Origin of the sequence: Microbacterium sp. (assembly GCF_047607225.1) — a bacterium.
Taxonomy (GTDB): domain Bacteria; phylum Actinomycetota; class Actinomycetes; order Actinomycetales; family Microbacteriaceae; genus Microbacterium.
In genome coordinates this window covers 19,163-42,520 of sequence record NZ_JASGDO010000041.1, presented here as the reverse complement: position 1 = coordinate 42,520, position 23,358 = coordinate 19,163, and the positions used below count along the sequence as shown (strand labels likewise).

At 68.1% G+C, this 23,358-nt stretch carries 17 protein-coding genes; 6 read left to right on the top strand and 11 right to left on the bottom strand.

What is annotated here, in order from left to right:
* Positions 1 to 57 precede the first annotated feature (57 nt).
* Positions 58 to 1,260, top strand: coding sequence for a thiolase family protein (locus tag QM591_RS07445; protein WP_415131138.1), 1,203 nt, complete (start codon positions 58 to 60; stop codon positions 1,258 to 1,260).
* Positions 1,261 to 1,272: 12 nt separating this feature from the next.
* Positions 1,273 to 3,417, top strand: a complete 2,145-nt coding sequence (locus QM591_RS07440) for a 3-hydroxyacyl-CoA dehydrogenase NAD-binding domain-containing protein (RefSeq protein WP_415131136.1) — start codon at positions 1,273 to 1,275, stop codon at positions 3,415 to 3,417.
* A gap of 75 nt (positions 3,418 to 3,492) precedes the next feature.
* Here the strand turns inward: QM591_RS07440 and pepN are convergent, their stop codons facing one another.
* From pepN to dut, 6 genes are all read right to left on the bottom strand, one after another.
* Positions 3,493 to 6,027 (bottom strand): aminopeptidase N, encoded by a 2,535-nt coding sequence (pepN, locus tag QM591_RS07435; RefSeq protein ID WP_415131134.1) that lies wholly within the window; start codon positions 6,025 to 6,027, stop codon positions 3,493 to 3,495.
* 48 nt (positions 6,028 to 6,075) lie between these two features.
* Complete coding sequence (gene dxs, locus QM591_RS07430; protein ID WP_415131132.1) at positions 6,076 to 8,034, bottom strand: 1-deoxy-D-xylulose-5-phosphate synthase; 1,959 nt, start codon at positions 8,032 to 8,034, stop codon at positions 6,076 to 6,078.
* Positions 8,035 to 8,128: 94 nt separating this feature from the next.
* Positions 8,129 to 10,963, bottom strand: a complete 2,835-nt coding sequence (locus QM591_RS07425; RefSeq protein ID WP_415131130.1) for an aconitate hydratase — start codon at positions 10,961 to 10,963, stop codon at positions 8,129 to 8,131.
* Between the two features lie 135 nt (positions 10,964 to 11,098).
* Positions 11,099 to 11,902, bottom strand: coding sequence for a DUF3159 domain-containing protein (locus QM591_RS07420; protein WP_415131128.1), 804 nt, complete (start codon positions 11,900 to 11,902; stop codon positions 11,099 to 11,101).
* Positions 11,899 to 12,513 carry a DUF3710 domain-containing protein gene (locus QM591_RS07415; protein WP_415131126.1) on the bottom strand — a complete coding sequence of 205 codons (615 nt, stop codon included), beginning with the start codon at positions 12,511 to 12,513 and terminating at the stop codon, positions 11,899 to 11,901. The genes QM591_RS07420 and QM591_RS07415 overlap by 4 nt, the downstream gene beginning before the upstream one ends.
* Positions 12,510 to 12,959 (bottom strand): dUTP diphosphatase, encoded by a 450-nt coding sequence (dut, locus tag QM591_RS07410; protein ID WP_415131124.1) that lies wholly within the window; start codon positions 12,957 to 12,959, stop codon positions 12,510 to 12,512. The genes QM591_RS07415 and dut overlap by 4 nt, the downstream gene beginning before the upstream one ends.
* Positions 12,960 to 12,983: 24 nt before the next feature.
* On the opposite strand from dut, the gene QM591_RS07405 reads away from it, so the two are divergent.
* Positions 12,984 to 13,460, top strand: coding sequence for a DUF3093 domain-containing protein (locus tag QM591_RS07405; RefSeq protein ID WP_415131122.1), 477 nt, complete (start codon positions 12,984 to 12,986; stop codon positions 13,458 to 13,460).
* On the opposite strand, the gene QM591_RS07400 is transcribed toward QM591_RS07405, so the two are convergent.
* Complete coding sequence (locus QM591_RS07400; RefSeq protein WP_067160111.1) at positions 13,461 to 13,754, bottom strand: DUF4193 domain-containing protein; 294 nt, start codon at positions 13,752 to 13,754, stop codon at positions 13,461 to 13,463. It abuts the gene before it with no gap.
* Positions 13,755 to 13,975: 221 nt separating this feature from the next.
* On the opposite strand from QM591_RS07400, the gene sepH reads away from it, so the two are divergent.
* Entirely contained in the window at positions 13,976 to 15,022 is a 1,047-nt protein-coding gene (sepH, locus tag QM591_RS07395; protein ID WP_415131120.1) for a septation protein SepH, read from the top strand.
* Between the two features lie 10 nt (positions 15,023 to 15,032).
* Here the strand turns inward: sepH and QM591_RS07390 are convergent, their stop codons facing one another.
* Complete coding sequence (locus tag QM591_RS07390; RefSeq protein ID WP_415131118.1) at positions 15,033 to 16,166, bottom strand: alkaline phosphatase family protein; 1,134 nt, start codon at positions 16,164 to 16,166, stop codon at positions 15,033 to 15,035.
* A 98-nt stretch (positions 16,167 to 16,264) separates the two neighbouring features.
* Between QM591_RS07390 and QM591_RS07385 the strand changes: the two genes are divergently transcribed.
* The gene (locus QM591_RS07385) at positions 16,265 to 18,721 is read left to right on the top strand and encodes a DNA gyrase/topoisomerase IV subunit A (RefSeq protein ID WP_415131116.1); all 2,457 of its coding nucleotides are present in this window, start codon (positions 16,265 to 16,267) and stop codon (positions 18,719 to 18,721) included.
* A 57-nt stretch (positions 18,722 to 18,778) separates the two neighbouring features.
* On the opposite strand, the gene QM591_RS07380 is transcribed toward QM591_RS07385, so the two are convergent.
* A complete protein-coding gene (locus QM591_RS07380; RefSeq protein ID WP_415131114.1) occupies positions 18,779 to 20,848 on the bottom strand; it encodes a DNA gyrase/topoisomerase IV subunit B in 2,070 nt (689 codons plus the stop codon).
* 192 nt (positions 20,849 to 21,040) lie between these two features.
* Between QM591_RS07380 and QM591_RS07375 the strand changes: the two genes are divergently transcribed.
* Positions 21,041 to 21,253 carry a hypothetical protein gene (locus QM591_RS07375; protein WP_415131112.1) on the top strand — a complete coding sequence of 71 codons (213 nt, stop codon included), beginning with the start codon at positions 21,041 to 21,043 and terminating at the stop codon, positions 21,251 to 21,253.
* Positions 21,254 to 21,283: 30 nt separating this feature from the next.
* Here QM591_RS07375 and QM591_RS07370 read toward each other — a convergent pair whose 3' ends face one another.
* The gene (locus QM591_RS07370; RefSeq protein ID WP_415131110.1) at positions 21,284 to 22,306 is read right to left on the bottom strand and encodes a sugar-transfer associated ATP-grasp domain-containing protein; all 1,023 of its coding nucleotides are present in this window, start codon (positions 22,304 to 22,306) and stop codon (positions 21,284 to 21,286) included.
* A 28-nt stretch (positions 22,307 to 22,334) separates the two neighbouring features.
* Positions 22,335 to 23,357, bottom strand: coding sequence for a sugar-transfer associated ATP-grasp domain-containing protein (locus QM591_RS07365; RefSeq protein ID WP_415131108.1), 1,023 nt, complete (start codon positions 23,355 to 23,357; stop codon positions 22,335 to 22,337).
* Position 23,358 lies beyond the last annotated feature (1 nt).

Sequence of the window (23,358 nt, the reverse complement as noted above, 5' to 3'; positions counted from 1 at the left end):
TTTCGCGAGACCCGGTTCCACTTTAAGCTGGACTCGATCTCAATCTTTGGAGGCAGTGTGGCCGAGCTCACCGACGTCTACTTCATCGACGGCATCCGCACCCCGTTCGGGCGCGCCGGCGAGAAGGGCATGTACTGGAACACCCGCGCCGACGACCTGGCGGTGAAGGCGACCATCGGGCTGATGGAGCGCAACCCCGGTGTCCCGGCGGACCGCGTCGACGACGTGGCGATCGCCGCGACGAGTCAGACCGGCGACCAGGGACTCACCCTGGGGCGTTCCGTCGCCATCCTCGCCGGACTCCCCCAGACCGTTCCCGGACTGGCGATCGAGCGCATGTGCGCCGGCGCGATGACGAGCGTCACGACCATGGGGGCATCGATCGGCGTCGGGATGTACGACGTCGCCCTCGCCGGCGGAGTGGAGCACATGGGGCACCACCCGATCGGTTCGAACGCCGACCCGAACCCGCGCTTCGTGGCCGAGCGCATGGTAGACCCGGGCGCATTGAACATGGGTGTCACCGCGGAGCGGATCTTCGACCGCTTCCCGCACCTGACGAAGGAACGCTCCGACCGGTTCGGCATGCTCAGCCAGCACAAGGTGCAGGCGGCCTATGACGCCGGCAAGATCCAGCCCGACCTGGTGCCTGTCGCCATCAAGGGCGCGGATGGAGCGTGGGGGCTGGCGACCGAGGACGAGGGACGCCGTCCGGAGACGACCATGGAGGACCTCGCGGCGCTGAAGACTCCTTTCCGTCCGCACGGGCGGGTGACGGCAGGTACCTCGTCGCCGCTGACGGACGGAGCCACGATGTCGCTGCTGGCCGGAAGCCGCGCGGTGAAGGAGATGGGTCTTGCCCCCAAGATGCGCATGGTCTCTTTCGCCTTCGCCGGGGTGCAGCCGGAGATCATGGGCATCGGACCGATTCCCTCCACCGAGAAGGCGCTCGCGAAGGCCGGGCTCACGATCGGCGACATCGGTCTGTTCGAGCTCAACGAGGCGTTCGCGATCCAGGTGATCTCCTTCCTCGACCACTTCGGCATCGCCGACGACGATCCGCGGGTCAATCCGTGGGGTGGGGCGATCGCCCTCGGCCACCCGCTCGCCGCGTCCGGGGTGCGCCTCATGATCCAGCTGGCGGCGCAGTTCGCTGAGAGGCCCGATGTCCGTTACGGAGTGACCGCGATGTGCGTCGGTCTCGGTCAAGGCGGCACGGTCATCTGGGAGAACCCCCACTTCGACGGCAAGAAGCGCTGAGGAGCATCGCACATGAACGGATACGAGACCATCGACTTCTCCGTCCTCGACGAGCTCTCCGCGGACGAGGTCATCACCCATGCGCCGGTCCGCGACGTCCGGCTGCCCTCGGGCCGGACGCTTGCCCTGATCACGCTCGACAACGGTCGTGATCACACGCGCCCGAACACGCTCGGTCCCCGGACGCTCATCGCGCTCGGTGGCACGCTCGACGAGCTCGCGCGCCGCGCTGCGGGCGGCGAGATCGACGCGGTAGCCATCACCGGGAAGCAGTACATCCTGGCCGCCGGCGCCGATCTGTCCGACATCACGCGCGTCGGGTCGAAGGACAACGCCCGTCGGATCGCCCAGCTCGGCCACCACGTGCTCGGGAAGCTGGGTGAGCTCGGCGTGCCGTCCTTCGCGTTCGTCAACGGTCTGGCCCTCGGCGGCGGTCTCGAGATCGCGCTCAACTCCACATACCGGACAGTGGACGCGTCCGCCGCTGCCGTCGCGCTGCCCGAAGTGTTCCTCGGCATCATCCCCGGGTGGGGCGGCGCCTACCTCCTCCCCAACCTGATCGGCATCGAGAACGCGCTCGAGGTGGTGATCAGCAATCCGCTCAAGCAGAACCGGATGCTCAAACCTCAGCAGGCGTTCGACTACGGGATCATGGACGCGATCTTCCCGCCCGCCAACTACCTCGAGGACTCGCTGCGCTGGGCGGACGGGGTGTTGGCCGGCGAGGTGAAGGTCGTCCGCAAGAACGAACCGGGAAAGATCGAGCGGCTCACCAAGTGGCCGATCGCGATCAAGATGGCGCGCGGCATGCTGCAGTCCAAGATCGGAACGGTGCCGCGCTCTCCCTATGTCGCGCTCGACCTCCTCGACAAGGCGAAGTCGGGCTCGAAGGCGGAGGGGTTCGCGCGCGAGGACGAGGCGCTGGCAGACCTCGTCACGGGTGACCAGTTCGCCGCCTCGATGTACGCCTTCGATCTCGTGCAGAAGCGCGCCAAGCGCCCCGTCGGCGCCCCCGACAAGTCGCTCGCGAAGAAGGTGACGAAGGTGGGCGTAATCGGAGCCGGCCTCATGGCCAGCCAGTTCGCGCTGCTCTTCGTGCGCAAGCTGCAGGTGCCCGTGCTCATCACCGACTTGGACCAGGCCCGCGTCGACAAGGGCGTCGCATACATCCACGAGGAGATCGGTGCGCTGGAGGCCAAGGGGCGTCTCGACGCCGACACCGCGAACAAGCTGCGCGGGCTGGTCACCGGTACGACCGACAAGAGCCTCTACGCGGACTGCGATTTCGTCATCGAGGCGGTCTTCGAGGAGGTGGCCGTCAAGCAGGCGGTCTTCGGCGAGATCGAGCAGATCGTCGCCGACGACGCGATCCTCGCGACCAACACCTCGTCGCTGTCGGTGACGGAGATCGGATCCGCACTCCGCCACCCCGAGCGGCTGGTGGGCTTCCACTTCTTCAACCCCGTGGCCGTCATGCCCCTCATCGAGGTCGTCCGGACGGAAGCGACGACCGACGCGGCGCTGTCGACGGCGTTCGTGGTGGCGCGCGGACTCGGTAAGAACGCCGTGCTCACCGCCGACGCGCCGGGCTTCGTGGTCAATCGCCTCCTCGCGAAGGTGATGGGCGAGGCCGCCCGGGCGGTCTACGAAGGAACTCCCGTGGCCGAGGTGGAGAAGGCCTTCGCACCGCTCGGGCTCCCCATGGGCCCGTTCCAGCTGATCGACCTGGTCGGCTGGAAGGTCGCCGCCCACGTGCAGGACACGATGGTGCGCGCGTTCCCCGATCGGTTCTACGCGAACGAGAACTTCCATGCGCTCGCGGAGCTGTCCGCCGTCGTGGAGAAGGACAAGGGCGGCCGCGTCACCGGATTCACGAAAGAGGCGGAGAAGGTGGTCGCTCCGGCGGTCGGCTCCCGGCCTGCCGACGCGGAGACGATCCTGCGGCGGGTGCAGGACGGGCTCGCCGGAGAGATCAAGCTGATGTTGGACGAAGGCGTCGTGCCGGAAGTGCAGGACATCGACCTCTGCCTGATCCTCGGAGCGGGGTGGCCGTTCATCGACGGCGGCGCGTCCCCGTACCTCGATCGCGAAGGCGCGTCTGAGCGCGTCTTCGGGGACACCTTCCACCACCCGCCGATCCGTGGGATCGATCACTGATCCTCATCGTCCTACGCACGGAACGAGTCCCCGGGAACTCCTCCCGGGGCCTCGTTCCGTGTTCTGGGGGCGCACTCAGACGCTCGGCTGCATGCTCTGCACGCGGAGAGCTCGTGCGAGGCCGTCACGCTGCTCGATCACGAGACGTCGGAGGGCGCCGGGAGCCTCGCGATGCGAGGCGAGCCACGCGTCCACGTCGTCCAGGCGATCGGTGGCCGGAAAGAGGCCGCGGACCAGTCGGGCCGCGATCTCGATGCTGCGGCTGTGCCACACGTCGTTGAGCCGTGCGAAGTAGTCATCGTCGAGGTCGGCGATGAGATCGCGGCGCCCGCCGGCACGGATACCCGCGATCGTGGCGTCGAGATGGTCGTTGGAGAGCGTGTCGTCGGTCCACGCGGACATCCATGCGGCTTGTCGCACGGCCGCGTCGGGACGCGCGGCGATGACCGTTCGGTGGGCGCTCGCACCACGGGACGACGGATCCGCGGCGAGCTCCCGATCAGCGTCTGACGGTGCGGCGTTCCCCGTCGTCGCGAGCGCGGCGAGCCAGCTCCAGCGAAGATCGGGATCGAGCGCGAGCCCATTCGGAGCCGGTGTCGTTCCGGCCAGCATCGCCGTCAGCTCACCGGCCCTGTCCGCGCACACGGCGGCGGCAGGTCCCACCGCTCGCGACCATGCGACTTGCGCATCGCTGCCGGTGGGGGCCTCGCGCAGCGCCCGCCAGACCGTCTCCAGCCACGACGCCTCGAGCGCCTTCCGTTCGCCCGGAGCGGAGTATCGTGCGATGGCGAAGCCGGCGTGGGCGATCGCGTCGCCGAGAAGCGTGGCGTGGGGTTCGCGGGGCGCGTGGCGCGCGACGATATCGAGATAGTCGACCACGGGCAGTCCGCCGTCACGGACGGAGTTCCACAGCCCGGCCCAGATCACCGAGCGCGCCAACGCGTCGTCGATCGTGTGCAACCCGCGGGCGACGGTGGCGACCGAGCGATCGTCGAGCACGATCTTCGCGTAGGTCCGGTCGTCGTCGTTGGGAACGATGAGCGCGGTGTCGGGCAGCACGGGAGGCGTGACCGCCGTGTGCTCCCCCGCGACGTCGACCTCGACACGTCCGCGGCGAACGAGCTGACCCCCCTCCAGGTCATAGAAACCGACCCCCAGACGGTGCGGTCGCGCGTCGCTCTGGACCACAGCGACGGGTGAGCGTCGATCGACTCGAATCTCCGGAACGCCCGTCGTCTGGAGCCAGTGCGCGCTCCAGGACCGCAGGTCGCGCCCCGCCGCAGCGCCTTCCAACGCCGTGAGGAGGTCATCCAGTCGTGTGTTGCCGAAAGCATGGGCGGTGAAGTAGTCCCGGACGCCTCGGAAGAACGTCTCCTCCCCCACGAAAGCGACGAGCTGCTTGAGGAGCGAGGCGCCCTTGGCGTAGGTGATGCCGTCGAAGTTGAGCTTGGCCGCCTCCAGATCGGGGATCTCGGCGACCACCGGGTGTGTCGTCGGCAACTGGTCCTGTTCGTACGCCCAGCCCTTCCGACGACTCGCGAAACTCACCCAGGCGTCCGGATAGCCTCCCGCCCGCGCGGCGACGTGGGTGCCCATGAAGTCGGCGAAGGACTCCTTGAGCCACAGGTCGTCCCACCACCGCATCGTGACGAGGTCTCCGAACCACATGTGCGCCATCTCGTGGAGGATCGTGTTGGCCCGCGTCTCGTGCTGTGCGGCAGTCGATGCTCCTCGAAAGATGTAGGCCTCGGTGAAGGTCACGAGCCCGGGGTTCTCCATCGCGCCGAGGTTGTACTCCGGCACGAAGATCTGGTCATACGTGTCGCCCCACGGGTAGGGGCCGCCGAACACGTCTTCGTAATAGGCCAGACCGCGACGGGTGATGTCGAGGATCTCCTCGGCGTCGAGGTGGGGCGAAAGGGAAGCCCGGCACAAGACGCCGAGCGCGATCTCCCGCTCCCCCGAGCGGTACGTGGAGGCGACCCGGTGGTACGGCCCGGCAGCCACCGCGGTGATGTAGCTGGACAGCGGGGGCGTCTCCGCGAACGTCACCCGATCCGTCCCCCTATCGGGGTTCGTTTCGCGGGCAGTCTGCGCGCCGTTGGAGAGGATGCGCCACGGCGCGGGGGCGGTCACCGAGAACTGCCAGCGCGCCTTGAGATCGGGCTGCTCGAAGCACGGATAGACCCGGCGACAGTCGGCCGGCTCATACTGCGTGTAGAGATAGACCTCGTCGTCGACCGGGTCACGGAAGCGGTGCAGTCCCTCTCCCGACGAGCTGTAGAGGCCGCGGGCGCGGATGACCACGACGTTCTCCGACTGGAGGTCGTCGACCCGGATCCTCGCACCGTCCCAGTCCACCGCGCGCGGTTCGCCGTTGACGATGACCTCGTCGACGGCCGCACCAATGAAGTCGATCCAGGTGGACCCAGTCGTTGCCCCGAAGGTCAGCACGGCCGTCGTCGGGAAGTCGCGACGTCGGAGATCCCGTGCGTCGCTCAGGTCGAGGTCGACGGCGATCGTCTCCAGACGCACGTGAGAGGCGCGGTCCGCCGTCTCGTCGCGGCCGAGGTTGGCGGAAGCGGAAGCGGAAGAGGTGGTGTCCGGCACCCCTCCATGCTGTCATGGTCGAGTGATCGGATCGTCGCACGTGAAGCGTCAGCGGGCGCGCTGCGCGTCTTCTGACTCGCCGGTCGCGATCCAGCGCACCGGCTCGGTGTGGGGGCGCGCGACGGGGATACGGGTTCCGAGCACTTGCGCCACGACGTCGTGGGCGATCTTGGCCGCCGACAGTCCGGCGTCCGCGAGGATCTGCTCGCGTGAGGCGTGATCGATGAACTCGTCGGGCAGTCCCAGTTCGTCCACGGCGGTGTCGACGCCTGCCTCGCGCAGCACCTGCCGGACGCGCGTCCCGATGCCTCCCACCCGGATGCCGTCCTCGATCGTGATCACCAGGCGATGACGGGCGGCCAATTCGACGACGGACGGGGCCACGGGCACCACCCAGCGCGGATCGATCACCGTCGCCCCGATGCCCTGTGCGCGGAGGCGCTCGGCAACCTGCATCGCCAGCTGCGCCATCGGTCCGATACCGATGAGAAGCACGTCCTCACCCTCTGAGCGGAAGAGGACATCGACGCCGTCCGACAATCGCTCGATCGCCGGCAGATCTTCGGACACCGACCCCTTGGGGAATCGGACGACCGTCGGTGCATCGTCGACGGCGAGGGCTTCGTCGAACTCTTCGCGCAGACGGGCGGCGTCGCGTGGCGCCGCGATCCGGATGCCCGGTACGAGCTGGAGCATCGCCAGATCCCAGATGCCGTGGTGGCTCGGACCGTCGGGTCCGGTCACCCCCGAGCGGTCGAGGACGAAGGTGACCCCGGCGCGGTGCAGAGCGACGTCCATCATCACCTGGTCGAAGGCGCGGTTCATGAACGTGGCGTAGATCGCCACCACGGGGTGCAGCCCGCCGAAGGCCAGGCCGGCCGAGGCGGCGACGGCGTGTTGCTCGGCGATCCCGACGTCGTACACGCGGTCGGGGAACCGCTGGGCGAAAGGCTGGAGCCCCGTCGGGCGCAGCATGGCCGCGGTGAGGGCGATGACGTCGTCGCGCCGTTCCCCGGCCTCCACGAGCGACTGCGCGAAGACGTCGGTCCACGCGAGCGCGCCCGAGGCGCCCAGAGGCTCGCCCGTGATCGGGTCGATCTTCCCCACGGCGTGGAACTGATCAGCCTCGTCGTTGCGGGCCGGCTCGTACCCCCGCCCCTTCTCGGTGATCGCATGCACGATGACCGGCGAACGGTACTCCTTGGCGAGCTGGAGCGTCTCCAGGAGCGCATCGAGATCGTGTCCGTCGATCGGGCCCAGATACTTGATGTCGAGATTCGAGTACAGGGCGGCGTTGTTGGTGAACCGCGAGAGGAATCCGTGGGTGCCGCCGCGTACGCCCCGGTAGAGGGCGCGTCCCATCGGCCCGAGCCTGCGGAAGAACGAGTCCGAGCCGCGGCGCAGGTGCTGGTAGCTCTCTGCGGTCCGCACACGGTTGAGGTATCGGGCCATGCCGCCGATCGTCGGGGCGTAGGAGCGTCCGTTGTCGTTGACGACGATGACGAGGTTGCGGTCGTTGTCGTCGGAGATGTTGTTGAGCGCCTCCCACGTCATGCCGCCGGTGAGCGAGCCGTCGCCCACGACCGCGACGACGTGCCGGTCCTTGCGACCCGTACGCGTGAGGGCTCGAGAGATGCCGTCCGCCCAGCTGAGCGAACTCGATGCATGTGAGGATTCGACGACGTCGTGGGGGCTCTCTGATCGTTGCGGGTAACCCGCCAGTCCCCCGCGACTGCGCAAGGCGGCGAAGTCCTGCCGGCCGGTCACGAGCTTGTGCACGTACGACTGGTGTCCGGTGTCGAAGACGATGGGGTCCTGCGGCGAGTCGAACACGCGGTGGATGGCGAGCGTGAGTTCGACGACGCCGAGGTTCGGCCCCAGGTGCCCTCCCGTGCGGGCGACGTTCTCGACGAGGAAGGCGCGGATCTCGTCCGCCAGCTCCCGTAACTGGTCGATCGTGAGGGCATCGAGATCACGGGGACCGGAGATCGACGCCAGGAGACTCATCCCTCGATTGTATGCGGCTGAACGCGGACCGGTCGTGGGGACACGGAAGGCCCCGTCCCGCGCGGTTCGCGCAGAACGGGGCCTTCCGATGGCGTCAGACGAGCGAGCGCAGCACGTACTGGAGGATGCCGCCGTTGCGGTAGTAGTCGGCTTCACCGGGCGTGTCGATGCGCACCTTGGCGTCGAAGACGATGGTCTCCTTGCCTTCCGGCGAGAACTCGCTGGGAGCCGCCGTGACCTTGACGGTCTTGGGCGTCACGCCCTCGTTGAGCTGCTCGAGGCCTTCGATCGAGATGATCTCGGTCCCGTCCAGCCCGAGCGACTTCCACGAGGCGCCCTCGGGGAACTGCAGGGGCACGACACCCATTCCGATGAGGTTCGAGCGGTGGATGCGCTCGAAGCTCTCGGTGATGACGGCCTTGACGCCCAGCAGGCTCGTGCCCTTCGCCGCCCAGTCTCGCGACGAGCCGGAGCCGTACTCCTTGCCGCCGAAGACGACGAGCGGTGTGCCCTGGGCCTGGTAGTTCATGCACGCGTCGTAGATGTAGGACTGCGGCCCGCCCTCGCGGGTGAAGTCGCGCGTGTACCCGCCCTCGACGACCTGCCCGTCGTTGACGGCCGCGACCAGCTCGTTCTTGAGGCGGATGTTCGCGAAGGTGCCGCGGATCATCACCTCGTGATTGCCGCGTCGCGATCCGTAGGAGTTGAAGTCCTTCTGGGCCACCCCGTGCTCGGTCAGGTACTGCGCGGCGGGAGTGCCCGCCTTGATGTTGCCGGCCGGAGAGATGTGGTCGGTCGTGACCGAGTCGCCGAGGGCCGCCATGACGCGCGCGCCGTGGATGTCGCTCACCGGCGTGAGATCCATGGTCATTCCGTCGAAGTACGGAGCCTTGCGCACGTAGGTCGAGTCGGCGTCCCACTCGAAGACCGGACCGGTGGGGGTGGGGAGGTTCTTCCAGCGCTCATCGCCGTCGAAGACGGTCTCGTACTGCTTGATGAACTGCTCGCGCGAGATCGAGGAGTCGATGATCTCCTGCACCTCGTCGGGAGCCGGCCAGATGTCCTTCAGGAAGACGTCGTTGCCCTCGGCGTCCTTCCCGAGCGCATCGGTCTCGAAGTCGAAGTTCATCGAGCCGGCCAGCGCGTAGGCCACGACGAGCGGCGGGGAGGCGAGGTAGTTCATCTTCACGTCGGGGCTGATCCGGCCCTCGAAGTTGCGGTTGCCGGAGAGCACGGCCGTCACAGCGAGGTCATTCTCATTGACCGCGTGCGAGACCTCTTCGATGAGCGGTCCCGAGTTGCCGATGCAGATCGTGCAGCCGTACCCGACGGTGTAGAAGCCAAGACCCTCGAGGTCCTTGTCGAGGCCCGACTTCTCGTAGTAGTCGGTGACGACCTTCGAACCGGGGCCGAGCGTCGTCTTGACCCACGGCTTCTGCTTCAGCCCCTTCTCGCGCGCCTTTCGCGCCAGAAGGCCGGCCGCGATCATCACCGACGGGTTGGAGGTGTTGGTGCAGGACGTGATCGCCGCCAGGGTCACGGCGCCGTTGTCGAGGATGTAGGAGGAGCCGTGCGGGGGCGTGACGGTGACCGGACGGGAGGCGGCAGCGGGAGCGCCGCTGTTGATGTGCACCTCGCGGGTCTCGGGCTCTTCATCGCCGGGCGCCCCGCCCGGGTCGGAGGCCGGGAAGGAGTGCTTGGACTCGAGGTCGACGACGTCGTTGGAGACCGACGGCGACGCGTAGTTCAGGATGTCCTTCTCGAACTGGGACTTCGCCTCCGACAGCAGGATGCGGTCCTGGGGGCGCTTCGGTCCCGCGATGGAGGGAACCACCGTCGAGAGGTCGAGCTCCATGTACTCGCTGAAGGAGGGCTCGGCCGACGGGTCGTGCCACAGCGACTGGGCCTTCGCGTACTGCTCCACCAGGGCGACGGCGGCCTCGTCCCGACCGGTCAGGCGCAGGTAGTCCAGCGTCACGTCGTCGATCGGGAACATGGCGGCGGTCGAGCCGAACTCGGGGCTCATGTTCCCGATGGTCGCGCGGTTGGCCAGGGGCACCGACGCGACGCCGGCGCCGTAGAACTCGACGAACTTGCCGACCACGCCGTGCTTGCGCAGCATGTCGGTGATCGTGAGGACGACATCGGTCGCCGTCACACCGGCGGGGATGTCGCCGGTGAGCTTGAAGCCCACGACGCGCGGGATGAGCATCGACACGGGCTGGCCCAGCATCGCGGCCTCGGCCTCGATGCCGCCCACGCCCCAGCCGAGAACGCCGAGTCCATTGACCATGGTGGTGTGCGAGTCAGTGCCGACACAGGTGTCGGGGTAGGCGCGCAGCGTGCCGTCGACGGTGCGGTCGTAGATGACCTTGGCGAGATGCTCGATGTTGACCTGGTGCACGATGCCCGTTCCCGGCGGAACGACCTTGAAGTCGTCGAACGCGGTCTGGCCCCACCGCAGGAACTGGTAGCGCTCACCATTGCGCTCGTACTCGATCTCCACGTTGCGCTCGAGGGCGTTCTCCGTGCCGAAGAGGTCGGCGATGACCGAGTGGTCGATGACCATCTCGGCCGGCGAGAGCGGGTTGACGCGGGCGGGGTCTCCCCCGAGCGCCGTGACAGCCTCGCGCATGGTGGCGAGGTCGACGATGCACGGAACGCCGGTGAAGTCCTGCATGACCACGCGTGCCGGAGTGAACTGGATCTCGGTGTCCGGCTCGGCGTCGGGGTCCCATGATCCCAGCGCCTCGATCTGGGCCTTGGTGACGTTGGCGCCGTCCTCGGTGCGCAGGAGGTTCTCCAGCAGCACCTTCAGGCTGAACGGGAGCTTGTCATAGCCCGGGACCGTCTCGATGCGGAAGATCTCGTAGTCGGTATCGCCGACCGTCAGGGTGCTCTTGGCTCCGAAGCTGTCAACTGTGGACACGTCTGGTCTCCTTCGTCGGCGGACGCAGGCGCACGGCCTGTCGATTCCATCTTCCCGCTGCTCCGACGTGCAGGCTAGTGAGGTAGCCCTTACCGGCGCGAGACAGATATTTATCTTGATGTCGAGATAAATCTATCACGCCGCGGGTGGCTCGACGCGCCGGTACAGGGCACGGACCGTCAGCCAGGTGACTGCGACGAGGGGCGCGAACAGGGGCAGACCCATCACGAGTTTCAGGGTCCCGAGCGTGGTGACATCGCCAGCGAGGTAGAGCGGGAACTGCACCGCCAGGCGGAGGAAGAACAGCGCCGCCCACGCGATCGTCAGCCAGAAGAAGACCCGTCGCTTGCGGCGATCGGCGCGCCAGCTCGTGCCTTCGTTCATGAGGAAGCCGACGGCGAGACCGATCAGAGACCATCCGGCCAGGGCGGAGATCAGGAGGGCGGAACCATAGACGGCGTTCGTAATGAGGCCCGGGACGAAGTTGTCCTCGCCGCGGCCGGTCCACAGGGCGAGCCCCGCGGCGACGGCCGCTGCGACGAGGCCTCCGAGGGCAGCGCTCAGGGTGGAACGCTGCACCAGGCGGATGACGGTGAACAGCGCGGCCGATCCGACCGAGACGACGAGGGAGAGCACGAGGTCGCGTGTGAGCGTGTACAGGATGACGAACGCGAGCCCCGGGACCACCGACTCGAAGATGCCGCGCCAGCCGCCCATCGCGGCCCAGACCACGTGGCCGGTGCTGGCCTCACGAGAGGGATCGAGCCCGGCCTTTCGAGCCGCCCCGCCCAGCGCTTGGCTGATCAGTTCCGAGGCGGTGGGCTCGGGGGGCGTGAGTCCGGGAGCAGTGGACTCTCGCTCGCGCGACTCGGACGCGGGCTCGCCTCCGCGGTCGTGGCCCGCCGAACTGTCGCCGCGGTTGCCCGGAGCGTCGCTCATGCCGAACCAGGCGCGGCGGGCATCTTGAGCGGGATGAGATCGCGGGGAGGCATGGGAGTGCCGCCCCGGACCACGACGAGTGAGCGGAAGAGGTCCTCGACCTTCTCCGCCGCGGCGACGTCGGCGGCGGCGGCGCCTCCGATGACGCCCCGGAGGAACCAGCGCGGGCCGTCGATCCCGACGAATCGGGCGATGCGCTTGCCGCTGGTGCCTTCCGCCCCGGCGACCACCGGCACTTCGGCGAGGAGCTCGGGACCGAGCGGACCCTCGCGCTCCTCCACGCGGCCGCCCTGCTGCCGGATCTGCTGGCGGATCTGCTCGCGCGTCTCGTCCCACAGTCCGCTCGAACGCGGAGCGGCGAAGGGCTGGACTTGAAGAGTGGAGTCGGCGTAGTCGAGTCCGACCGCCACGATCCGCTTGGTCTGCTCCTCCACCTCGAGGCGCAGGTTCAGGCCTTCGCGAGGAAGGACCTTGATCCCGCCCAGATCGATGTACGGGCGCACCGGGTTGGCTTCGGACTCGTCGAAGGGTCCCGCGCTGGCCCGGTCCGCAGGTGCCGCCTTCGGTCGGTCGCCGGGAGTGGGAGCCGCGGACGCAGTCGGATCGGTCATGAGGTGCTTCCTGTCTGGTAGCCGGTGGAACCGAAGCCGCCCTCCCCGCGCGTGCTGTCGGGGAGCTCGTCAACCGGGAGGAAGGTGACACGGGTGACGGGCATGACGATCATCTGCGCGATGCGGTCGCCGGGCACGACCTCGTAGGCGTTCTCGGTGTCCGTGTTGAGGAGGGAGACCTTGATCTCGCCACGATATCCGGCATCCACGGTGCCGGGTGAGTTCACGATCGTGATCCCGTGCTTGGCCGCCAGTCCGCTGCGGGGGACGACGAAGGCCGCGAAGCCCTCGGGGAGCGCGATACGCACGCCCGTCCCCACGAGAGCGCGCTGCCCCGGAGCCAACGTCACGCCTTCGGCGGCAACCAGGTCCGCTCCGGCGTCGCCGGGGTGGGCGTAGGTCGGCAGATGCGATGCGATGATGGGGAGGTCCACACTTTGGATCACTCCACGAGGGTAATGCACAACGCCATGACCGAACTGAGACCATCCGCCGTCGATTATCGGGAGCGCTTGAGCCCGTCATTGTGGGTGCTCGTAGCCGCCGCGGTGAGCGCACCGATGGTCGCCCTCGTGTTCACGCCTTTCGACGCGACGCTCGCGCTCGTGGCCGGTGTCGTGGTGGCCGTGGCGGTGACGGGCGGTCTGGTGGTCTCAGCGCCCGTCGTCGAGGTCCGGGGCGGGCAGCTGCGGGTCGGCGCCGCACACATCCCCGTCGATCTTCTCGGCGAGGCCCAGATAGCAACGGGCGAGGATGCTCGGCAGGCGCGAGGGCCGGGCCTCGCACGCACGGCCTGGCACTTGCTGCGTCCGGGGATCGACGGCGTGGTTCGGGTGCCCGTCGCCGATCCGCGCGATCCGGTGACCGAGTGGGTCTTCTCCTCGAGGACGCCGGATCGAGTGGCGGCCGCCGTTCGCCGGGCGAAGACGGCTGCCGTCAGCGGCTGATCAGGCCGCGCACTCCACGCACACCGCGCCTGCGGCGGATTCGTGGTCGATCTGGGTGCGGTGCTTCACGAGGAAGCACTCGATGCAGGTGAACTCGTCCTCCTGCGGGGGCAGTACGACGACGTCGAGCTCGAGGTCGGACAGGTCCGCGCCGGGCAGCTCGAACCCCGAGGGGTTGTCGGCGTCTTCGGAGTCGACCGATCCGGACAGCTTGTCGGGGACGCGTTCCTTCAGAGCCTCGATCGACTCGCTGTCGTCTTCGGTCTTGCGGGGGGCGTCGTAATCCGTAGCCATGCTCGAACGTCTCTACTTCCAGGGTTTGCGTGGGGTCGCGGCCCGAATCGGGCGGCCATAGTTTGCACGACGCCACCACATTTCGCAAATGCCGCCCGGATCCCACTGATTTCCGGCGGGTGCGTGGCGTGAAACTCGCGGCGCGCCCCCGATATTCCCGGCCATGCCGAGTGCCTGTGACACCATGGGCGCACACCCAGGATCTGGAGGCGCGTTTCCGCATGGAACAGCTCAAAGTCATCGGCATCGAAGACGGCGTGCTCGTGCTCGCCACCGAGTCGGGCGACCGCTTCTCGTTGCCCGTCGACGAGACGCTTCGGTCGCACCTGCGCCGCGCGACGCGCGATCACGAGTCGCGTGCAGCCCGTCCCAGTCCCCGGGAGATCCAGTCCCACATCCGTGCCGGCATGTCGGCGGAAGAGGTCGCGACGCTTCTCGGCGTTCGTGTCGAAGACGTTGCCCGCTTCGAGGGCCCTGTCCTCGCCGAGCGAGAGCACATCGTCGGTCAGGCGCTCGCGGTCCCGGTACTCATCAGCGGCGAGCTCGACCCCGACGCGCAGCCGACGTTCGGTGCCGCGGTGCGCGCGAAGCTCGCCGAGGCGGGAGCCACCGGTGAGCGTTGGACCAGTTGGCGGGAGCAGAACGGCTGGATCGTGAAGCTCGAGTTCACTGCGGGCGACGTCGACCACGACGCCCGGTGGACGTTCGATCCCAAGCGGGCCACCCTGGCGCCCCAGAATGCCGATGCCACGCAGCTGTCTCGTCAAGGCTCTCTGCCGGAGGGTCTCATCCCGCGGCTGCGGGCGCTCGACTCCTCCGGGGTCAAGGACTCGTCCCGGTTCGACAGTGGAGCGTTCGGCCCACGCCGAGTGCCCGATGCGGAGTTGGAGGCGCCCGAGGTTCGCGAGCCCGCGAGCCCGGCTGTGCAGCAAGCCGCCATCAAGCGGGCTCCCGAGCAAGGCGTGACCTCCACCGACACCGCCGATCTCCTGGAAGCTCTCCGTCGGCGCCGAGGACAGCGCGAGGCGATGCCGACCGAGCCCGCGCCATCCGAGCGGCGCGTCGAGTCGTCGCCCGTGGCGTTGTTCGACGCACTGGAGCCGGGCTACGACGAGGCGGCCCCGCAGACCGATACGCCTTCTTCGGACGGCGCTGCGCCGACGAACGGCGAGGGATCCGCGTCGACGGAATCGTCGCGCCGTAAGGGACGGACCTCCATGCCGTCCTGGGATGAGATCGTCTTCGGGGCGCGCACCGAGGACGGCTGAGCCCCTCCGTTCAGCGCCCGAAGGCGCCGAGCCGGACGAGCGGGACGATGCGCTCCTGGTCGGTGAGGGAACCGTGCTGGCCGATCATCCGCTGCGGCTTCTTGTCCGGTTCGCGGTCGTCGTAGTACGCGATCGCGCTCCGCGCGGCGACGAGTACATCGCCGATCCTCGCCGCGACCTCCTGGTCGACGTGGGGCCCGAACAACCCTGCGTCGACGGCCTCCGCTCGTGACATCACCCAGGACCTCGCGTGCTCGCTCTCTCGCCACCGGGCCAGGACACGATCAGCGGAACCGGGCTCGGCGTAGAGGTGCAGCATGCGCGGCTCCCCCGCGACGACCGCGACCTCCTCGACGAGCGGATCGCCCGCCCGCAACAAGACGTGCTTGTGCGCGGGCACGTCGACCATACCGTGATCCGCGGTGACGAGCGCGCCGGTGCCCGGAGGCAGATCCTGGGCAAACGTCTCCAGCTCGCGGTCGAGGTCCTCGAGGGCGCTCAACCAGCGAGAGCTCTCCCAGCCCGACCCGTGACCGATGGTGTCGAGTTCGGGCACGTAGACGTAGACGAGGGCGCCCTCGTGCATGCGCACCGCCTCCACCGCCGTCGCCAGTCGCTCTGCCACGGAGCCCGCGGCAAGGAACGTCGCGCCGCGCTGAATGGCCGTCGTGAAGCCGGTGCCGGCGTACAGGGCCTTGGACACGACGAAGCACGGCCTTCCCCGGGAGGCCTCGATCTCGAAGAGAGGGGACGACCGCTGCCATTGGAGCGGGTCGAGGCCATCGGTCTCCCACCCCTTGAGCTGATTGACCGCTCTCCCGGTCTCGGGCACGCGCACGCGATATCCCACGATGCCGTGCTCGCCTGCGGGCCGCCCGGTCAGGAGGCTCGTGAGCGAGGTGGCCGTCGTGGAAGGAAAACCCGCCCGGACGGCGTCGGCCTTTGCCAGTCTCGACGACAGGAAGCGCGCGTGGCCGGAGCGACCGGTGAGGTTGGATCGGCCCAGGCCGTCGACGAGGACGACGATGGCCGACCGTGCGGTAGGCAACCACTCTCCGCGCCCCTCCAACGCGGCAATCGTCTGTGACACGACGTCGGTGAGGCTCCGGGCGCTCGGCGGGTCCGCGGGTAGGCTGAGTGGCATCGGGGTCAGTCTCGCACACGGCACCCGTTCCCCCGCGGATCGCGGGATCGGCTCGACGGTCCCGTGCCGCTCGCTCGTCCCGGAGGACCACTCGATCCATGGCAGCCTCGCGCAACAGCCCCGTGCCCGCTGGTGAACGCATCGAGGACGTCGACGTCTCCGCCGAGATGCAGGGGTCGTTCCTGGAGTACGCCTACTCGGTCATCTACTCGCGAGCGCTCCCCGACGCGCGCGACGGACTCAAGCCCGTGCAGCGCCGGATCCTCTTCCAGATGGCCGACATGGGACTGCGGCCCGATCGCGGACACGTGAAGAGCGCTCGTGTCGTCGGCGAAGTCATGGGAAAGCTCCATCCCCACGGCGACTCCGCGATCTACGACGCTCTCGTGAGGCTCGCGCAGGACTTCGCGCTGCGCGTGCCGCTCGTCGACGGGCACGGCAACTTCGGCTCGCTCGACGACGGTCCTGCCGCGGCTCGCTACACCGAGGCGAGGCTCGCTCCCTCGGCGCTCGCGCTGACGGAGAACCTCGACGAGGACGTGGTGGACTTCGTCCCCAACTACGACGGTCAGTTCCAGCAGCCGGACGTGCTGCCGGCGGCCTTCCCCAATCTTCTGGTCAACGGGACCACGGGCATCGCCGTGGGGATGGCGACCAACATGGCGCCGCACAACCTCATCGAGGTGGTCTCGGCGGCGGTGCATCTGCTGGACAACCCTGACGCGACGTTGGAAGAGTTGATGGAGTTCGTCCCCGGCCCCGACCTCCCCGGAGGCGGTGTGATCGTGGGACTTGACGGCGTGAAGGACGCCTACGCGACGGGTCGTGGGACGTTCCGTACACGCGCGAAAGTAGCGGTCGAGTCGCTCGGTCCGCGCCGTACCGGTCTCGTCGTGACCGAGCTGCCCTACATGGTCGGGCCGGAGCGGGTCATCGAGAAGATCAAGGATGCGGTCGGAGCGAAGAAGCTCACCGGGATCGCGGACGTCGTCGACCTGACCGACCGCAACCACGGACTAAGGCTCGTCATCGGGATCAAGACCGGCTTCGATCCGCAGGCCGTCCTCGAACAGCTCTACCGGCTGACTCCTCTCGAGGACTCCTTCGGCATCAACAACGTCGCGCTCGTCGACGGGCAGCCGCAAACACTCGGTCTGAAGGACCTCCTCCGCGTCTACCTCGACCACCGCATCCAGGTCATCACTCGTCGTAGCCGATTCCGGCTCGCTCGACGTCGGGAGCGCCTGCACCTGGTGGAGGGGCTGCTCATCGCGATCGTCGACATCGACGAGGTGATCCAGGTGATCCGCACCTCGGACGACGGCGAGCAGGCGCGAACCCGGCTGATGGATGTCTTCGACCTCTCCCAGCCGCAGGCGGAGTACATCCTCGAGCTCCGATTGCGGCGCCTGACGAAGTTCTCCCGCATCGAGCTCGAGAACGAGCGCGACGCCCTCACCGCCGAGATCGCCGCGTTGGAGGAACTGCTCGCCAGCGAGACCCTGTTGCGCGGCCAGGTCGCCCGCGAGCTCGAGGCGGCTGCAGAGGCGTACGGCACTCCCCGTCGGACGCTCCTGCTCAACGGCGGGCCCGTCGCCGCGCGGTCGCGTTCCGCGAAGCCGGCCGATCTGCAGATCGCCGACGCCCCCTGCCGTGTGTTCCTGTCGGCGACGGGGCGCATGGTGCGGGCGGAGCTCAGCGATGACCTCCTTGGAGGAGGAGGCGTCGTGCCGCCGACGCGGCGCTCCAAGCATGATGCGGTCCGTGCCTCGGTCGACGCCACGACGCGGGGCGATGTCGGGGCGATCACCACGGCCGGCCGCCTGGTGCGCTTCTCCCCCGTCGACCTTCCCTCGGTGCCGGCGAACTCGGTTCAGCTGGCCGCCGGGGCCAGAGCCGACCAGTACCTGGCTCTCGGTGCGGGCGAGCACGTCGTCACGATCGTCCCCCTGACAGACGCGCCTCCTGTCGCACTCGGAACGGCGCAGGGCATCGTGAAGCGGGTGTCGGCCGCGGAGCTCCCCGCAGGCAAGTCTGAGGTCGAGATCATCTCCCTCAAGCCCGGGGACCGCGTCGTCGGTGCAGCACCCGCCCCGGACGACGCCGAGCTGCTGTTCATCACGAGTGACGCCCAGTTGCTGCGTTTCGATGCGTCGGCGGTGCGACCGCAGGGGCGTGCCGCGGGAGGCATGGCAGGAATCCGGGTGACGGATGGAGAGCGCGTCGTCTTCTTCTCGGCGGTGTCTGCGCCCGGCGATGCGGTCGTGGTGACGGTCGCCGGCTCAACCGACTCGTTGCTGGGCGCCGACGCGGGAAGCGGGAAGGTCTCGTCGCTGTCCGAGTTCCCGGCGAAGGGTCGCGCGACCGGCGGCGTGCGCGCCCACCGCTTCTTGAAGGGCGAGAACACGCTGAGCCTCGCGTGGGTGGGAACCGACCCGCGCGCCGTGGGGCCGGATGGAGCGGTGCGGGCCCTCCCCGAGGCCGGGGCGAAACGCGACGCGTCGGGTGTGGGACTGGACGCGGTGATCGGCGCCGTGGGTTCCCCGATCGGCTGAGCCCGCGAGAGCGCGCCCGGTCGCCGTGCGGGGAACGGCCTCGGCCCATCGGTCGGGTCAGGCGTCGATGGCCTCGCGGTCGAGACGGTCTGCGGACGACACGATGAAGTCGCGTCGCGGCGACACGTCGCTTCCCATCAGGAGCTCGAACACGTCGGCGGCCGCCTCGGCGTCCTGCACGCGGACCCGCCGCAGAGTGCGACCGGCGCGGTCCATCGTCGTGGTCGCCAGCTGGTCCGCATCCATCTCTCCGAGACCCTTGTAGCGCTGAACCGGTTCCTGCCATCGCCGGCCCGACTTCTGGAGTCGGTTGAGCAGCGCGTGGAGCTCCTGCTCGCTGTAGGTGTAGATCGTCTCGTTCGGCTTGGAGCCCGGGTTGACCGCGATCACACGGTGCAGCGGCGGCACGGCGGCGTAGACCCGGCCCTCCTCGATGAGAGGGCGCATGTAGCGGAAGAACAGCGTCAGCAACAACGTGCGGATGTGAGCGCCGTCGACGTCGGCGTCGCTCATCAGGATGATCTTGCCGTACCGGGCGCCGGACAGATCGAACGAGCGGCCCGACCCGGCCCCGATGGTCTGGATGATGGCCGCGCACTCTGCGTTGGAGAGCATGTCGCTGATCGAGGCCTTCTGCACGTTGAGGATCTTTCCCCGGATGGGCAACAGTGCCTGGTACTCGCTGTTGCGTGCGTGCTTGGCCGTTCCGAGGGCGGAGTCTCCCTCCACGATGAACAGCTCCGACTCCGCAACGTCGTTGCTGCGGCAGTCGGCGAGCTTCGCCGGCAACGAGGACGATTCCAGCGCGTTCTTCCGGCGCTGCGTCTCCTTGTGCGTACGGGCGGAGATACGCGCCTTCATCTCGGCGACGACCTTGTCCAGCAGCAGCGCCGTCTGCGCCTTGTCGTCGCGCTTGGTCGACGCGAACCGAGCGTTCAGTTCCTTCGTCACGACTGTCGCGACGATCGCGCGCACGGCCGGTGTGCCGAGGATCTCCTTCGTCTGTCCTTCGAACTGTGGTTCCGGGAGACGTACCGTCAGCACGGCGGTGAGACCGGCGAGGATGTCGTCCTTCTCGATCTTGTCGTTGCCGACCTTGAGTCGTCGAGCATTCTGGTCCACCTGGGTGCGAAGCACCTTCATCAGCCCCTGCTCGAAGCCCGCCTGATGAGTGCCGCCCTTGGGCGTCGCGATGATGTTGACGAACGAGCGGAACGTCGTGTCGTACCCCGTCCCCCACCGCAACGCGATGTCGACGTGACAGGTCCGCTCCACATCGGTCGGGATCATGGCGCCGCTGTCCTGCAGCACGGGGACGGTCTCGGTGAACGTCCCCTCGCCGGTCAGCCGCCACGTGTCGGTCACGGCGGGATCGGCGGCGAGGAAGTCCGCGAACTCGGAGATGCCCCCGTCGAATCGGTAGCTCGTCTCGGTGCGCTCTTCGCCCCGCTCGTCGGCGATGACGATTTCGAGGCCCGGGACCAAGAACGCCGTCTGCCGCGCGCGCTGCACGAGCTCGTCCAGATGGAAGGACGCATCCTTCGTGAAGATCTGACGGTCGGCCCAGTAGCGGATGCGCGTCCCGGTCACGCCCTTGGCGGCCTTGCCGACCACGCGGAGTTCCGATGACGCCTCGAAGGGGCGGAACGCCGCATCCGGCTCGGGTCCGGCGAAGATGCCGGGCTCGCCACGGTGGAACGACATGGCGTAGGTCTTGCCGTCACGGTCGACCTCGACGTCTAGCCGCTCGGAGAGCGCATTGACGACCGAGGCGCCGACGCCGTGGAGTCCCCCCGATGCCGCGTAAGAACCGCCGCCGAACTTGCCGCCGGCGTGGAGCTTGGTGAAGACCACCTCGACGCCGGTGAGGCCCGTGCGGGGTTCGACGTCGACGGGGATTCCTCGGGCACGGTCGCGGACCTCGACGCTGCCGTCGGCGTGGAGGACGATGTCGATCCGGTCACCGAAGCCGCCCAGTGCCTCGTCGACCGCGTTGTCGATGATCTCCCACACGCAGTGCATGAGACCGCGCGAGTCGGTGGAACCGATGTACATGCCGGGCCGTTTGCGGACCGCTTCGAGCCCTTCGAGCACCTGAAGATGGTGGGCGGAGTACTCGGAAGTCACAGTTCTCAAGGATATCGGGGGCTCCCGACCCCGAGGGCGCGACACACGACGCGGCGGGCGATGTCCCGCCGGGTGGCCGAAACACCGTACGCGTAGAGCGAAATGTGACCGGGCGCGGGCATGCTCGTCATCATCGCGTGGTTGTATTGCACAGATCCCAACTGGAGTTCAGGCACTGAGGAGGCACCCAGAATGAGCATCTCGACTACCGCAGAGCAGGGCGTCCTCGAGCACCGCCTGACCGCTGCCGACCGTTGCGACTCCTGCGGAGCGCAGGCCTACATCGCGGCCGAGGTCAACGGCAGCGAACTGCTCTTCTGCGCGCACCACGGGCGCAAGTACGAGGAGAAGCTGCGCGCCGTCGCGACGTCGTGGCACGACGAGACCGATCGCCTGCTCGCCTGAGCAGCTCGCGCCGCCGCGCATGACGGCGGCTCAGAAGCCGACGGCCGCCTGATAGACGGGAAGCAGGCCGGTGCGCACACCAGAGGCCGACGGCTTCGGCTGGAAGACGCTGGAGTTGTGGTTGCCCTCGATGACCACAGGACCGTTCGGTGTGATCGCGAGGTCCCATCCCACGTAGGGAGCCTCGGGCGTGCGGCGGGCGAGTTGTTCGGTGATCTCGAGGACGCGGTCGTACATCGGCACACGGAACCCGACGATCGGCGTTCCCGTCACGGGGTGATCGCGATACACGTTGCTGCGCTTGTCCACGCCTGGGTACAGCGCGACGCCGTCATCGTCGAGCATGGTGAACATGCCGCCGGAGGCGAAGTTGTCGATCACGTCGCCGTTGCCGATCCTCAGCACCGCCGCCAGGAGCCGCACGCTGCCGCCGGGCTCCGGACCGCGCTGATCCAGGAACGTGATCATCCGCACCGTGTTCACGCTGTCCGGGTACAGCGCGCTCATCTCCGGATGCTGGACGATGAACTCGTCGACGATGGTCTGCCCGGCCGAGGTCACCTCCTCGCGGAACGCCGCGACGTCGGTGACGTTCTCGTGGAGGGTGATGCCGCCACCGCCCTGACCGTCCAGTGGCTTTGCGAGCACCTTCGGATGACGGGCGAGAAAGTCGGCGAGCGTCGCGTCGTCGACGTCGCGCACATCGACCGTCTCGCGACCGAGGAGGTCGGCGTACTCGCGCGCGAAGCGGCGCTTGTCCTCGAGCTTCGCGCGACCCTCGGCGGTGTTGTACATGCGCGTGATCCGGAAGGACTTGGGATGAGTCATCCACGTCTTCCGCTCCTTCGCCGTGAGGAGGCGAATGTCCCACACGGCGTAGTCACGGAAACCCATGTCGTACTTCACCGAGCACCACAGCATGTCGGCGATGAGCACGGGCAGCGGCGCCTTCGACACCTTCTGGGCCTGCCGGGCGAACTCGACGAGGTTCCCGGGTCGGAGCTTCGCCGCGCGGCGCGCGAGGTAGCGAAGGCGAACGGTGGCTCTGCTCATGGGCTGGTCATCCTTCCGGAACGCGTGCTCAGAAGCGCATCGCAGCGCGGTATCTCGGGAGGAGCCCGCGCCGGATGCCCGAGACGGAGGGCTTGGACTGGAAGACACCGGTGTTGTGGTTGCCTTCGATCACGACGGGGCGCTCGGGCGTGATCGCGATGTCCCAGCCGATGTACGGCATCGCCGGCACGCGACGCGCCAACCGGTCGACGAGGTCCAGGATCTCGGCGTACAGCGGCACCTGATACCCGCTGATCCGCTCCCCCGTGACGGGATGAACGTCGAACGGGTGACCTTCCTCGTCGCTTGCGGCGTGGAGGGCGCGACCGTTCTCGTCGAGCATGGTGTACATGCCGCCGTTGCTGAAGTTGTCGATGACGCCGCCGTTGCCAATCTTCAAGACACCGGCGAGGACGTGGACCGTTCCGACGGGGTCGAGGTAAGTGACCATTCGCAGGGAGTTGACGCTCCGCGGGTAGAGGCGCGCCATCTCCGGGTGCTGAGTGAGCACTTCTTCGACGAGTGTCTGTCCCGATGCCAGCAGTTCAGTGCGCAGAGCGGCGACATCCGTGATGTCCTCGCGGTCGCGGATGCTGATGCCGTTGCCGCCGACGCCCGTCGGGTTCTTCGTGATGATGCGTGCGTGACGCTGCACGAAGGTCTCGAGGTCGGCGACGCCGGTGGCCGAGACGTCCAGCCACTCCCGACCCAGTTCGTCACCGAAGTGCTCGGCGAAGCGGAGCTTGTCATCGAAGATCGCGCGCTGACTGTTGTCATTGAGCTTCCGCGACAGGTGGAACGACTTGGGGTCGGTCATGTACGTCTTGCGCTCGCGGGCGCGGAGGATGCGGAAGTCCCATTCGGAGTAGTTCTCGAAGGTCGTCTCGTAGCGCACCGCGCACCACGCCATGTCGAGCACGACCCACCACAGAGGCGCTCGCGAGAGCGACCCGGACTGACGCGCGAACTGCAGCACCCGCTCGCGGTCGAAGGAGACGACGCGCTTGACGAAGAAGCGCGCGCGTCGATAGAGCCGGTTGACCGCCGACACG